The organism is Marinobacter antarcticus (genome assembly GCF_011049865.1).
Lineage (GTDB): Bacteria > Pseudomonadota > Gammaproteobacteria > Pseudomonadales > Oleiphilaceae > Marinobacter > Marinobacter antarcticus_A.
The window spans coordinates 1-13,977 of sequence record NZ_DRGY01000112.1 but is presented as its reverse complement, the minus strand read 5'-3'; the positions used below and the strand labels follow the sequence as shown (position 1 = coordinate 13,977).

The following is a 13,977-nucleotide window of genomic DNA, read 5'->3' as shown; positions in this document are numbered from 1 at the left end:
GTGATTCCGAAACCATCGTCCGTGATGAAATGTATCGGCATTTTCTTTTCCTGGTTGGCCACTTCGCTCAGCGGGGCCTCGCCAATTGTCCAGCGGTACGGTTTTGCCTGCTCGCGCACAATAATCGGCATAACGGCCTGTTTGCCGTTCAACGCCATTTCCACGGCGGCCTTGCCAACCGCATAAGCCTGCTCAACGTCGGTTGCCGAGGCAATGTGGCGGGCGCTGCGCTGGAGATAGTCTGCAACTGCCCAGTGGTATTTGTGTCCCAGTGCTTGTTTGACCATGTTCGCAAGTGCCGGTGCTACGCCGCCGAGCTGGGTGTGGCCAAAGGCATCCTTTGCGCCGGCGTCTGCCAGAAAACGGCCGTCTTCGTATTGGGCGCCTTCAGACGCGACCACTACGCAGTAGCCATACTCTTTCACGCAGAACTCAACGCGCGCCAGAAACGCATCGCGGTTAAACGGAATTTCCGGAAACAGGATAATGTGCGGTGGTTCGCCTTCGCCTTGTCCCGCAAGGCCACCGGAAGCGGCAATCCAACCGGCATGGCGCCCCATGACTTCAAGAATGAATACCTTGGTGGAGGTTTCGCACATGGATTTGATATCCAGGCTGGCTTCCAGAGTAGAGGTGGCAATGTACTTGGCCACGGAGCCAAAACCCGGGCAGCAATCTGTAAAGGGCAGGTCGTTGTCGACGGTTTTGGGAATGCCGATGCAGGTAATGGGATAGCCCATTTTCTCGCCAATCTGCGAAATTTTGTAGGCCGTGTCCTGGGAGTCCCCGCCACCGTTGTAAAAGAAGTAGCCGATGTCGTGGGCGCGGAACACTTCAATAAGGCGCTCATATTCCCGACGGTTTTCAGAAATATTTTTCAGCTTGTGACGACAAGACCCGAACGCACCGCCGGGGGTGTGAATCAACGCGTGAATGGCCTCATCGGTTTCGAGACTCGTATCAATCAATTCTTCGTGCAGGGCACCCAGAATGCCGTTGCGCCCGGCAAAAACTTTGCCGATTTTGTCCGGGTGCTTTCGAGCGGTCTGAATGACCGCGCAGGCACTGGCGTTGATAACGGCGGTAACACCGCCGGACTGAGCGTAGAATGCGTTCTTGATGGCCATCTCGGGGTGGAGCCTCCTGCTGATTCGACAATGGCGCAGATGATACGACAAATGCTGACGATTTTCATGGCGGGAAATGCGAATAGTGTCGCTCTTGACGAGGTGGGGCGGATACGGGAGGCTTGTCGGGTTTCAATGGAGAGGGTGGTTGGCGAATGCACATTCATATTCTGGGAGTCTGTGGCACGTTTATGGGCAGTCTGGCTGTTCTGGCAAGGGAGCTTGGCCACACGGTTACCGGCTCCGATCAGGGCGTTTATCCGCCCATGAGTACTCAGCTAGAGGCGCAGGGCATCAGCCTGATGGAAGGCTTCAGTACGGACCACCTCAAGCCTCAACCTGACCTGGTACTTATTGGCAACGCCATGTCCCGGGGTAACCCCGAGGTGGAAGCGGTGCTCAACCGCAACATCGATTACATGTCCGGCCCCGAGTGGCTGGCCAGGGAAGTGCTCCGGCATCGTTGGGTTTTAGCGGTTGCGGGCACCCACGGCAAAACCACCACCACGGCTATGTTGCTCTGGATTCTGGAACAGGCCGGGCTTGCGCCGGGTTATCTTGTGGGCGGCGTGCCGAAAGACTTTCCGGTTTCGGCCAGTCTCGGAAACAGCGATTTTTTCGTCATAGAAGCCGACGAATACGACAGCGCGTTTTTCGACAAGCGCTCCAAATTTGTCCATTACCGACCTCACACTCTGATCCTGAACAACCTTGAGTTTGATCATGCGGACATCTTCGAAAACGTAGAAGCGATTGAACGTCAGTTTCATCATCTGGTGCGCACCGTTCCGTCTCAGGGGCTGATTATTCGCCCGAGCCTGGATGCTCACCTCGATAAGGCGCTGGCCATGGGCTGCTGGAGCCAGGTTCAGAACGCTGCGATTGGCAGCGAGATACCGGGCCCGGCAGACTGGCGTGCGGAGCTGCTGAGTGCCGATGGCAGCCAATTCATGGTAATTCATCACGAACAACCGGTTGCGGTGGTGAAGTGGCGCCAGACCGGCCTGCATAACGTGCGCAATGCCTTGGCAGCGATTGCGGCGGCAAAGCATGTAGGCGTAACACCGGATCATGCGATCGCCGCCCTGTGCCGGTTCTCCGGGGTGAAGCGCCGTATGGAGTTGCTGGCAGACATTGATGGCGTAAAGGTTTACGACGATTTCGCTCACCACCCGACGGCGATAGCGACCACCCTGGACGGCCTGCGCAATCAGGTCGGTAAAGAGCCCGTCATCGCCCTTATCGAACCCCGATCCAACACCATGAAGCAGGGCGTTCACCAGCACACGTTATTACCGAGTGCCGCTCTGGCAGACACGGTTTACTGGGCCAATCTCAGTGATACGGATTGGTTGCCAGAGCTGGTATCGGCCTGGCAGGAGGACAACCCGGAATCCGCGCAGCACAGGGTTGAATCGACCGTAGAAGCGTTGATTGATCGTGTTTTGGCGAATCTGTCCGGTCCCAGCCATATCGTTATCATGAGCAACGGCGGCTTTGGCGGCATTCACGGCAAACTCATAGCAGAACTTGAGCATCGAAAATTATGACCTCTCCACTGGCGACAGTCAGAATGATTAATCTGGCGTTTACCGGCGCCTCTGGCGCGCAGTACGGTTTGCGACTTCTGCAGTGCCTGGTGGCTGCCGGCTGCCGGGTGAATGTGATGATCAGCAAGGCCGCGCAAATCGTCATTGCCACGGAGACCGATCTGAAACTGCCGGGAACACCGCCGGCCATGCAAAAAACCCTGTCTGAGTATGCGTCTGCCGAGCCCGGCCAGGTGCTGGTGTTTGGCCGTGAAGACTGGTTTTCACCGCCCGCCTCGGGTTCTGGCGAAAAAGCGCCGTTAGTGGTTTGCCCATGCAGCACGGGAACTCTGTCCGCGTTGGCCACCGGTGCCAGCAATAACCTGATTGAACGCGCGGGCGATGTGGCGCTCAAAGAGCGGCGCCAACTGATTCTGGTGCCCCGCGAGGCGCCTTATTCCGAGGTGCATCTGGAGAACATGCTGAAGCTCACTCGCATGGGCGCCGTTATCATGCCGGCCAGCCCGGGGTTCTATCATCGGCCCGCTACGGTGTCGGATCTTGTGGACTTTATTGTCGCCCGTATTCTCGATCACCTGGACCTGCCTCAGGACCTTATGCCCCGTTGGGGTGAGGCCCGAGTCAACGCAAAACGCGATTGAGGCGATGGTTTTGGCCAGCACGATTGATGGTTTTCACTATTGAGCAAACCTGCCTGCCAGCAGAGACTTGGTGAACGTTCATTACGACACCGTTCACTGACTGAGGTTTGCCATGATTCCACGTACGCTCTTCGATGCTGATCTTGATGGCTTTCGGGATTCCGTCCGAAAATTTCTGGAGCAGGAAGCTTCGCCACACCACGAGCAGTGGGAAAAGGATGGTCAGGTCAGTCGTGAGCTTTGGCAAAAAGCCGGTGAGCTGGGTTTCTTGTGCCCCACCATGCCTGAAGAGTACGGCGGGGTTGGCGCTGATTTCCGTTACAGCGCGGTTGTGATGGAGGAGATTTCACGGGCCGGGCTGTCTGGTATTGGCTGGACTCTGCATTCCGATATTGTTGCGCCCTACATTCTGAATTACGGCTCGGAAGAGCTGAAAAAGCACTATCTGCCAAAAATGGCCTCGGGTGAAATCATCACGGCCATCGCCATGAGCGAACCGGGCGCAGGCTCCGACCTCCAGGGCGTAAAGACCACCGCGTTGAAAGATGGCGATCATTACATTCTGAACGGTTCAAAAACGTTTATCACCAACGGCCAGATGGCAGATCTGGTGATCGTTGTCGCCAAAACCGACCCGAAAGAAGGCGCGAAAGGCATAAGTCTTCTGCTGGTTGAAACCAAGTGGGAAGGTTTTGAGAAAGGCCAGAATCTGAACAAAGTGGGCATGAAAGCCCAGGATACCTCCGAGCTGTTTTTTCAGGACGTAAAAGTTCCGGTTACCCACCTGTTGGGCTCTATGGAAGGACAGGGATTCTTTCAACTGATGCAGGAGCTTCCTGCCGAACGCCTGCAGATTGGCCTTACCGCTGTGGCCGCCGCAGAAGCAGCTTGGCAGTGGACGCTTGATTACGTCAAGGAGCGCAAGGCATTCGGCAAACCGGTGATAAAATTTCAGAACACCCGCTTCAAAATGGCTGAGATGAAAGCCGAAATTACCGCGGCCCGGGTGTTCACCGATCGGTGCCTGGAGCTTCATCTGGATAAAAAACTCGACATACCAACTGCCGCGATGTTGAAGCAATATACAACCGATTTGCAGTGCAGGGTTATGGACGAGTGCGTGCAGTTGCACGGTGGCTATGGCTATATGTGGGAATACCCGATTGCCCGCGCCTGGGCAGATTCACGGGTTCAGCGCATCTACGGCGGAACCAATGAGATCATGAAGGAGATCGTTGCGCGCGCATTTTAAGCCGCTGTAAACGTGCATTGAACAGAAGCCTCGGACGCGTCTCCGGGGCTTTTTTATGAACTCACACGCAGAGCGTAATCGACAAGCCGGGAGAAAGGGTTGTGTGCCGTGATTTGAGTAAGCAACACGGTTTGTATTCATACTTTTTGGGGAGTCACATTTCTCAGAGAGAGAAATGGTGCCGAGGAGAGGACTTGAACCTCCACGCCCTTGCGAGCACTAGCACCTGAAGCTAGCGTGTCTACCAATTTCACCACCTCGGCAGGTGATTCGCAGGTTTGCCACTAGTTTATTGAAAACTGGGCATTTCTGCTAAAGATGACGTTTAGGCTCATCTGATGGCGCGTACTTTAATAATTCCCACTGAAGCTGTCAAACGTTTTTTCATGGCGCTGACGGCAGGTATTTATGCCTATAAAGAGTGGGTTGTTAGGCAGTCGATCCGTACCAACGTATACTATACCGTAAATGAATGTGAACAGCGCTATTTTGGCGCAGTATTGAACAAGGATCCGAATGGTTTCCAGGAATAAAAACCCCAAAGACCCCCACGCTGGCCGTGAGGCTCAAAATTATGACAACCCGATACAGAGCCGCGAATTCATTCTCGCGCACCTGAAGGAGCGGGGGGCACCGGCAACACACGAAACCTTGTGTTCCGAGCTGGGCCAGGCATCTCCGGAAGGTATTGAAGCGCTCAGGCGTCGCCTGATTGCCATGTGTCGGGACGGTCAGCTTATTTGTAACCGCCGGGACGCCTATCTTCCGATTGAAGAGGCAGACCTGGTCAGCGGTCGAGTGATTGGCCACAGAGATGGTTTCGGCTTTCTGGTCCCTGACGACGGCGGGTCGGACCTGTTTCTCACCGCGCGCCAGATGCGCATGGTTTTTCACGGTGACCGGGTAGCAGCCCGCGTCGACAAGGTCGATGATCGGGGCCGTCGTGAAGGCGTGGTGGTGGATGTGATAGAACACCGCACCCATCAGACAGTGGGGCGTTTCTTCAACGAAAGCGGCATTGCCTACGTGGTACCCGAGAACGCACGTATCAACCACGAAGTGCTGGTGCCGGAAGAGCACGTGGGTGAGGCTTGCCATGGTCAGTACGTGGTTGTCGACATTCTTCGGCAGCCCACAATGCGCGCCAAGCCCACCGGTAAAATAGTTGAAATTCTGGGGGAGCATATGGCCCCGGGGATGGAGATCGACGTGGCTATTCGCTCCTACGATATACCCCACAGCTGGCCGACAGAGGTCGGTGCGCAAGCGGCCTCGATTCCGGGCGAAGTCGCTGAGAAAGACAAGGCAAACCGCGTCGATATTCGCAATATGCGACTGGTCACCATTGATGCAGAAACGGCCCGGGATTTTGACGATGCCATTTTTTGCGAGCCCCGGGGCCGCGGCGCCTATCGGCTTGTGGTGGCGATAGCAGACGTGTCGCACTACGTACGCACCGGCTCCCCCCTTGACGAAGAAGCCTTGCAGCGGGGCAACTCGGTGTACTTCCCGGATCACGTGGTGCCCATGCTTCCAGAGAAGCTGTCCAATGGCTTGTGCTCCCTGAATCCTGATGTCGACCGTTTGTGCATGGTGGCCGACATGACCATCAGCGCGGCGGGTAACATCAGTGGCTACACGTTTTACCAAGCGGTCATGCGCAGCCATGCCCGGCTGACCTACAACAAGGTCAGCGACATGCTGGAACGACCAGATTCCGAGCCGGGCTACCGGTTGTCTGCTCAGTATGCGGATGTGTTGCCGCACCTGCATAATCTGTACGACCTTTATAAACTGCTGCGCAAAGCCCGAACCGAACGCGGTGCTATTGACTTCGAAACCACGGAGACCCGCATTGTTTTCGATGCCGAGCGCAAAATAGAAGAGATTGTGCCGGTACACCGCAATGACGCGCACAAGATTGTGGAAGAGTGCATGCTGTGTGCCAACGTGGCGGCTGCGCGCTTTTTGAAAAAACACAAGATGCCAGCGCTTTACCGGGTGCACGATGGCCCCTCTGTGGATCGACTTAACTCGGTGCGCCTGTTCCTGGGTGAGCTGGGCTTGCAGTTGGGTGGCGGCGACGAACCGACGTCGGCGGATTATCAGGCGTTGTTGTCCCAGATAACCGACAGGCCCGATGCCAACGTGATCCAGACGGTCATGTTGCGCTCGCTGAGCCAAGCCGTTTACAGCCCGGAGGAGAGCGGTCACTTCGGCCTTGGTTTTCCGAGCTATGCCCATTTTACCTCCCCCATTCGTCGCTACCCGGATCTGATTGTCCATCGGGCTATCAAATCCCGGATTCACAATCCTGAGGTAACGAAAGATGTGGTATCACCCCGTGTCTCCGATCCCGAATTGGTAGAGTACCCATACGATTACGCCCGTATGGCGAAGTTGGGCGAGCACGTTTCGATGACCGAGCGACGCGCAGATGACGCCACTCGTGATGTTATGGCGTGGCTCAAGTGCGAGTTCCTCAAGGATCACGTAGGTGAAGAGTTTGACGGTGTTATCGCCTCTGTTGTGCCCTTCGGATTCTTTGTTGAGCTGGCCGATGTTTACATTGAGGGCCTGGTGCATGTCTCCACACTCAACGGTGACTACTTCCATCATGATTCGGCAAAACACCGGCTTATTGGCGAGCGGACGGCGATCAGCTTCCGCTTGGGTGATGAAGTGCGTGTTCGTGTGATGCGGGTTGGTCTTGAAGATCGCAAAATTGATCTGGAGTTGGTGAGTGAGCCAACGCGCCGTCAAGCTGATCTTGATGCGCTGAGTGTGGCCAAGCGCGATCCTCGGGGTAAAAACAGTAAGCGCGAGAAAACAGGAAAGACGGGAAAACCTGCCAAGCCGGCCAGTGCAAAAGCCCAGTTGGCAAACGAGGCTGCTCGTGAGGCGAGTAAAAAGCCGAAGCGGGGGCCTCGCAAGTCAACCGGTGCCGGCAAGCCGCGAAAATCCCGCAAATCAGACAAATAATAGGAAGCTTAATCCGTGTCCGAAGAATTTGTGTTTGGCTGGCACGCGGTTGAGGCCGTTCTCAAGCGCGAGTCGGGAAGGTTGCAGCGGGTCTGGATTCAGACCGGCCGGCAAGATAAGCGGGTAAAGAGCATCACCAGCGCCCTGGATGAGCTCGGTGTTCGATGGGAAATTGTCCATCGCCGAGAGCTCGATGAGCGCGTTGGTGGCGTTCATCAGGGTGTCGTCGCAGAGGTTGAAGCAAGCCGTGAGTGGACAGAGGACGATCTCCTGGCCCAGCTTGCGGGAAGCGACAAGCCGCCGTTTTTGCTGGTATTGGACGGCGTAACGGATCCTCATAACCTTGGCGCGTGCATGCGCACCTGTGACGCCGTAGGCGTTCAAGCCGTTATTGCGCCTAAAGATAAATCCGCGTCTCTGACGGCCGTGGCCAGAAAAGTGGCGTGCGGTGCGGCGGAATCCGTGCCTTTCGTGCGCGTGACCAATCTGGCTCGTTTTCTTCGCACCCTGAAGGATCAGGGCGTGTGGCTGATTGGCGCTGCCGGAGAGGCGGAGGTGACTCTGTACCAGGCAGATTTCAAGGGTCCGGTTGCGTTAGTCATGGGCGCCGAGGGCGCGGGCATGCGTCGGCTCACGCGTGAACACTGCGATCAGCTCATCAATATCCCTATGCTGGGCCAGGTAGACAGTCTCAACGTTTCTGTTGCGACCGGCGTCTGTTTGTACGAGGCCCTGCGCCAGCGTCTTGGTTAACCCTTGCACAGAAGGCTGCGTCCGCCTAGAATATGGCTCCCCTATTTTAAGGGGAAGGTTTTGTATTGCCTTTAACAGGTATGCGGCGCCTCGCTTTTGATCAAGCCTTTCTTGTAAAGCCTTATTGATAAAGCAAAAAAACCGGCGGCTCAGGCTGCTACCTCCTTGCTTTCTTTCTTCCCGGCACGTCCGCGAATTAGGAAAGCTGCCCAAACCGTAGGGAGAACTCATGCGTCACTACGAAATCGTGTTTATGGTACACCCGGATCAGAGCGAGCAAGTGCCCGCGATGATCGAGCGCTATACCGGCGTCATCACTGAAGATGGCGGCAAGGTACATCGCTTGGAAGATTGGGGTCGCCGTCATATGGCTTACCCGATCAACAAGATTCACAAAGCTCACTACGTGCTGATGAACGTAGAATGTTCACAAGTCGCGATGGACGAGCTGACTCACAACTTCCGGTTCAACGACGCCATTATCCGTGACCTGATTCTGCGTCGCGATGAGTCCGTTGTTGATATCTCTCCGATGAAAGCCGCTGAGTCCCGTGAGGACCGTCGTTCTGGTGGAGAAGACCGTCCGCGTCGTTCAGCTGAATCCGATGACCGTCAAGACGATCGTCAGGATAACCGTCAAGACGACAGTCAAGACGACGGTCAGAAAGCTGAAACCCAGGACGAAGAAGAGTAATTAACCGGAGTTGAGGAGTTACGTTATGGCTCGTTTTTTCAGACGTCGTAAGTTCTGCCGTTTCACGGCGGAAGGTGTTAAAGAGATCGATTACAAGGATCTGGACACCTTGAAAGGCTACATTACTGAAACTGGCAAAATCGTGCCCAGCCGGATTACCGGCACAAAAGCACGTTACCAGCGCCAATTGGCGACCGCTATCAAGCGCGCTCGCTTCCTGGCACTGTTGCCGTACTCGGATAGCCACGATAACTAAGTAACAGATAAACAGGACTTGGGACCATGCGTGCACTGGCGAAATTTGTAATGCGCGGTCCCCTCCAGGCCAGCGGGGTAGCAGCAGTCACAACTGCAGTGCCTTTGTTATTCTGGATTGGCGCAGCGGTTGTCGGCCTGGTTATTCTCAGGCTCGGCATCAGCCAGGGGCTCACGATTGGTCTCTGGGCACTGCTCCCGGCACTTGGCTGGAGCGTGTTTGGAGGTGATCCGACAGCTTTGGCAGTTTTGTTGCACGTGATGCTGATGGCGTCACTGCTTAGAGCAACTCTGTCCTGGGAAAGAGCCCTCCTCGGAGGTAGCTTTCTGGCGATTGTCATGGGACTTGTGTTGCCCATGATGTATCCCGGTTTGTTGGACGAACTGGTTCGCGCCGGGGTCGGTTTTTACGAGCAGTACAATGCTGAAGTGGCTCGCACGCTCGGGAGCGATCTCGAAACGGTTATACGAGACACTATGAATGCCAGCATGGCGGGCAGTTATCTTGCCGCAGGCGTGGGCATGACAATGTTGGCAAGATCGTGGCAGGCGGGATTGTATAATCCTGGCGGTTTCCGCACGGAATTCCAAGGTTTGATATTGTCACCCGCGTTTGCAGTGATTTTTGTCGTCACCATGGTTGTAGGTCCGTTTATCGGACTGAATTCCATGTTGCTGGCTTGGGTAGCCGGAACCCCGCTGTTTTTAGCGGGGCTGGCGCTGATTCATGGCGTTGTTGCTCGTAAAGGGCTGAATACCCAGTGGCTGGTCATGTTCTACGTTGCATTGGTGCTCCTGGGCCCAAGTCTGATGATTCTGTTAGTGGTTTTGGCTTTTGTGGATAGCTGGCTGAACATCCGGGGTCGTATAAAGCCCGCCGGATCGGCTGAATAAAGCACGAAGAGGTTAACGAGATGGAAGTTATTCTGCTCGAGAAAGTTGCAAACCTTGGCTCCCTGGGCGACAAGGTAAAAGTGAAATCCGGTTACGGCCGTAATTACCTGCTTCCGTACGGCAAGGCTGCGCCTGCCACTGAAGCAAATCTGAAGGCGTTCGAAGAGCGTCGCGCTGAGCTTGAGAAAGCGGCCGCCGACAAGTTGGCAACGGCTCAGACTCGCGCTGAGGCTTTGGAAGGTGCATCCTTCACGGTCTCCTCCAAAGCAGGTGATGAGGGTAAACTGTTCGGCTCTATCGGTGTTCGTGATATTGCAGACGTAATCACGGCTGCTGGTACCGATGTTGAGAAGAGCGAAGTTCGTCTACCGGAAGGCCCTCTGCGGGCGACCGGTGAGTACCAGGTCGAGCTTCACTTGCACTCTGATGTTGAAGTAACGATTACGCTGGCGGTTGTTGCCGCGTAACCTGCTTTCTCTGAAAGCAGTGCTGGGCGTATCCCGGCAAACCCGACAGGCCCGAACCGTTTAATACGGCTTTCGGGCCTGTTGCTTTCTGGTATGCTGTTAGCTTCCGGTAACCCCCTCCCATTGCTGCGACATGCTACTTGAATTGTCGTGGTTATGACGCTCAACTGAAGATGTGTTCATGGCGAAGCCTAATCTGAAATCCGCGAGTACCGATCAGGAAACCAGCCGCATCAAGGTGCCTCCCCATTCCCTGGAAGCAGAGCAAGCTGTGCTCGGTGGGTTGATGCTGGATAACCGGCGCTTTGATGAAATTACCGAGATCATCTCGGCTGTCGATTTCTATCGTCAGGATCACCGGTTGATTTTTGGCGCGGTTGAACGCCTGGCCAGTGAGAACGAGCCGCTCGACGTGGTCACTCTGGCTGAGTTTCTGACACGTGCCGGAGATATTGAAGATGCCGGCGGGTTGTCGTACCTTGCCGAACTGGCTGAAAAGACACCGGGTGCGGCCAACATTCGTGCCTACGCCGACATCGTTCGAGAGCGCTCGGTCCTCAGGCAACTTGTTGAAGTTTCTGGGAAAATTGCAGACTCTGCGTTTAATCCCCAGGGCCGCAACAGCAATGAGATTCTTGACGAAGCCGAGCGCAACGTTTTTCAGATTGCCGAGTCCAGGGTTAAGGAGGGCTCAGGCCCTCAATCTATCAACCCTATTCTGACCAAAACCCTGAGCCGCATAGAAGAGCTGTTTGAGTCTGGTGAGCAAACGACCGGACTGACCACGGGCTTCAAGGATCTGGATGAGCAAACGTCTGGCATGCAGCCTGCTGACTTGATCATTGTGGCCGGTCGCCCGTCTATGGGTAAAACCTCGTTTGCCATGAACATTGTTGAAAATGCGTTGATAAGCACCGGTACGCCGGTTCTGGTTTTCAGCATGGAAATGCCGGCAGACGCGCTGGCCATGCGTATGCTCTCGTCTCTTGGGCGGATTGATCAGAGCAAGGTGCGTGGCGGCAAGCTGGAAGAGGACGACTGGCCGCGGCTGACCTCCGCTGTCAGCCTGCTTAAAGACAAGCCTTTGTATATTGATGACACGCCCGGACTGAGCCCTACGGAACTGCGTTCTCGCGCCCGTCGGATTGCCCGGGAGAACGACGGGAAAATCGGCCTGATCATGGTGGACTATCTGCAGTTGATGCGGGTGCCGGGAAATACAGAAGGCCGGACATCGGAAATCTCTGAAATTTCCCGGTCATTGAAGGGTATTGCCAAAGAGCTCAGTTGCCCGGTGGTTGCGCTTTCGCAGCTTAACCGCAGCCTTGAGCAACGCCCGAATAAACGCCCGATCAACTCCGATCTGCGCGAATCCGGCGCGATTGAGCAGGACGCAGACGTCATCATGTTTGTGTATCGGGATGAGGTGTATAACGAGGACACGCCGGATAAAGGCATTGCCGAAATTATTATCGGTAAGCAGCGTAATGGCCCCATTGGAACCATTCGCCTGGCGTTTATCGGCAAATACACGAAATTTGAAGACCTGGCTCACGGTGACTACAGCGATTACGGTGGTGATTACTGATGCCTCGCCAGACAACGGCTTACATTGATCTGGAGGCCTTGCGCAACAACTACCGCACTGCGTGTGCGCGAGCCGGAAGTGCAGCGGCTATGGCGGTTGTAAAGGCTGATGGTTATGGCCACGGTATTGCGCAGGTGGCCTTGGCTCTGGCAGATGTTGCGCCCAAATACGCCGTTGCCTGCATTGAAGAGGCGGAGGCTATTCGCGCGGCGGGTATCTCCCAGCCCGTCGTACTTCTGCAGGGGGTGCACGCCTGTGATGACCTGGGTGATTGCGAGCGTCGACATTTTGAACCCGTGCTGCACAGTGAGCATCAGCTTGACTGGTTGGCAAGGTTTGAAAGAAGCGGCGACTTTCCCAGGTTCTGGTTGAAGATCAATACCGGCATGAACCGTTTGGGTTTCCGGCCTGACGATCTGCATGCCGTGATGGCAAGGCTGGAAAAGTTGGGCGCTGACAGTCGGTTGTTGGGGTTCGTCAGCCACTTTGCCTGCGCTGATGACAGCAACAGCCCAATGACCGCAACCCAGACGACGACCTTTGAAGCCGCAACTTCGTCCTGGCCGGAATTGATGAGGAGCGTGGGTAATTCTGCGGCCCATTTTATTCCCGGCCAACCGCTGTTTGATTGGAGTCGCCCGGGTATCATGCTCTACGGCGGATCACCGATTATTGGCAAGACGGGCCCGGAGTTGGGTCTTGAACCCGTTATGAGCCTGGAGGCGCCGCTCATTACAACGCGGGTAGTAAAGGCCGGTGAGACCGTTGGTTACGGTGGCGCCTGGATTGCTGATCAAGACACGCCTATGGGCATGGTTGCTGTTGGCTACGGAGACGGTTATCCCCGTCACGCCGGCACTGGCACGCCCGCGGCAATTGGCGGACGAAGAATTCGACTGATTGGGCGTGTCTCTATGGATATGCTGGCGGTAGATCTGAGTGATGCTCCAGCCGCCAGGGCCGGCGATAGCGTGGAGCTGTGGGGGAGGACGGTGGGCGTGGATGAAGTGGCTTCCTGTGCAGGTACAATTTCTTATGAGCTACTAACGGGCATCACCCGCCGGGTGCCACGTAACTATCTGAAGCACTTAGCATGAATTTTATCCGGAGGTATTGAGCGCCAGTGCATGTCCTTGTTGTTCACGATTACGGTCCATTGGGGAAAATTCTTCTTGAGCGGCTCAGGGAGACCTCTCTGGATATCAGTCCTCTGCTGGTCAGCGACCTTGTCAGCGCTAATCTCAGTGCGCTGGAGAGCTGGATTCCGGAAGACACCGATCTCATCGTCAATGCATTGTGGCTGGCAGATCCCGAAGTTGCAGAACGAGATCCGGAGGGAACACATAAAGCGGCATTCTCCCTGCCATTAGCCATTGCGGAGTTTGCCCGCGACAGAGGCATGGCGTTGTTCCAGTTATCGTCGTGCTATGTGTTTGATGGTCGTAAGCAGAGTGGTTACATTACGTCGAACCCCGGCCATCCCGTCAATGAGTTGGGCAACTGGCAGTGGGAGTGTGAACAGGCGTTGCGCACGCTTTTACCCAGGCACATCATTTTGCGCACCGGCTGGAGCCTGAGTCGTTTTATCCGGAAGGTTCAGGCCAGCACAGCCTTCGATGAGGCCCTGTCACTGCCCGGACGGTGTATAGGCCAGCCGGTGTCCATGAAAGACCTTGCACGGGTAATAACCGCCATTATCCAGCAGTTGGACTGTGGCACCGAGGTGTGGGGTACATTTCAGTATGCCGGCGCAGAAGAGATCAGTCTGTATGAG

Annotated in this window: 14 protein-coding genes and 1 tRNA gene; 13 read left to right on the top strand and 2 right to left on the bottom strand. The window is 55.5% G+C overall.

Annotated features, from left to right (window positions below; all coding sequences use genetic code 11):
* A partial coding sequence (locus tag ENI00_RS13975) for a 6-phosphofructokinase (protein WP_304103640.1) occupies nucleotides 1-1,127 on the bottom strand: 1,127 nt, incomplete at its 3' end.
* 155 nt (nucleotides 1,128-1,282) lie between these two features.
* Between ENI00_RS13975 and mpl the strand changes: the two genes are divergently transcribed.
* The 3 genes from mpl to ENI00_RS13960 all read left to right on the top strand — a co-directional run bounded on the left by mpl (nucleotide 1,283) and on the right by ENI00_RS13960 (nucleotide 4,570).
* The gene (gene mpl / locus ENI00_RS13970; RefSeq protein ID WP_304103637.1) at nucleotides 1,283-2,677 is read left to right on the top strand and encodes a UDP-N-acetylmuramate:L-alanyl-gamma-D-glutamyl-meso-diaminopimelate ligase; all 1,395 of its coding nucleotides are present in this window, start codon (nucleotides 1,283-1,285) and stop codon (nucleotides 2,675-2,677) included.
* A complete protein-coding gene (locus ENI00_RS13965) occupies nucleotides 2,674-3,318 on the top strand; it encodes a flavin prenyltransferase UbiX (RefSeq protein WP_304103634.1) in 645 nt (214 codons plus the stop codon). Before mpl ends, ENI00_RS13965 begins: the two co-directional genes overlap by 4 nt.
* Nucleotides 3,319-3,430: 112 nt before the next feature.
* Nucleotides 3,431-4,570, top strand: coding sequence for an acyl-CoA dehydrogenase family protein (locus ENI00_RS13960; protein WP_304103631.1), 1,140 nt, complete (start codon nucleotides 3,431-3,433; stop codon nucleotides 4,568-4,570).
* Nucleotides 4,571-4,746: 176 nt separating this feature from the next.
* Here ENI00_RS13960 and ENI00_RS13955 read toward each other — a convergent pair.
* A tRNA-Leu gene (locus ENI00_RS13955) sits at nucleotides 4,747-4,833 on the bottom strand.
* A 75-nt stretch (nucleotides 4,834-4,908) separates the two neighbouring features.
* On the opposite strand from ENI00_RS13955, the gene ENI00_RS13950 reads away from it, so the two are divergent.
* The 10 genes from ENI00_RS13950 to ENI00_RS13905 all read left to right on the top strand — a co-directional run.
* Nucleotides 4,909-5,103 carry a hypothetical protein gene (locus ENI00_RS13950; protein WP_304103629.1) on the top strand — a complete coding sequence of 65 codons (195 nt, stop codon included), beginning with the start codon at nucleotides 4,909-4,911 and terminating at the stop codon, nucleotides 5,101-5,103.
* On the top strand, nucleotides 5,087-7,552 hold the full coding sequence (gene rnr, locus ENI00_RS13945; RefSeq protein WP_304103626.1) for a ribonuclease R: 2,466 nt from the start codon (nucleotides 5,087-5,089) through the stop codon (nucleotides 7,550-7,552). The genes ENI00_RS13950 and rnr overlap by 17 nt, the downstream gene beginning before the upstream one ends.
* A 15-nt stretch (nucleotides 7,553-7,567) precedes the next feature.
* Nucleotides 7,568-8,305, top strand: coding sequence for a 23S rRNA (guanosine(2251)-2'-O)-methyltransferase RlmB (gene rlmB / locus ENI00_RS13940; RefSeq protein WP_304103622.1), 738 nt, complete (start codon nucleotides 7,568-7,570; stop codon nucleotides 8,303-8,305).
* A 229-nt stretch (nucleotides 8,306-8,534) separates the two neighbouring features.
* Nucleotides 8,535-8,999 carry a 30S ribosomal protein S6 gene (gene rpsF / locus ENI00_RS13935; protein ID WP_304103619.1) on the top strand — a complete coding sequence of 155 codons (465 nt, stop codon included), beginning with the start codon at nucleotides 8,535-8,537 and terminating at the stop codon, nucleotides 8,997-8,999.
* Nucleotides 9,000-9,024: 25 nt separating this feature from the next.
* Entirely contained in the window at nucleotides 9,025-9,255 is a 231-nt protein-coding gene (rpsR, locus tag ENI00_RS13930) for a 30S ribosomal protein S18 (protein WP_071264330.1), read from the top strand.
* A 26-nt stretch (nucleotides 9,256-9,281) separates the two neighbouring features.
* Entirely contained in the window at nucleotides 9,282-10,148 is an 867-nt protein-coding gene (locus ENI00_RS13925) for a hypothetical protein (RefSeq protein WP_304103612.1), read from the top strand.
* Nucleotides 10,149-10,168: 20 nt separating this feature from the next.
* A complete protein-coding gene (rplI, locus tag ENI00_RS13920; protein ID WP_304103610.1) occupies nucleotides 10,169-10,615 on the top strand; it encodes a 50S ribosomal protein L9 in 447 nt (148 codons plus the stop codon).
* A gap of 181 nt (nucleotides 10,616-10,796) precedes the next feature.
* Entirely contained in the window at nucleotides 10,797-12,203 is a 1,407-nt protein-coding gene (dnaB, locus tag ENI00_RS13915; protein ID WP_304103607.1) for a replicative DNA helicase, read from the top strand.
* A complete protein-coding gene (gene alr / locus ENI00_RS13910; protein ID WP_304103603.1) occupies nucleotides 12,203-13,300 on the top strand; it encodes an alanine racemase in 1,098 nt (365 codons plus the stop codon). The genes dnaB and alr overlap by 1 nt, the downstream gene beginning before the upstream one ends.
* A 26-nt stretch (nucleotides 13,301-13,326) precedes the next feature.
* Nucleotides 13,327-13,977: sugar nucleotide-binding protein (locus ENI00_RS13905; protein ID WP_304103601.1), on the top strand; the 651-nt coding region annotated here is incomplete at its 3' end.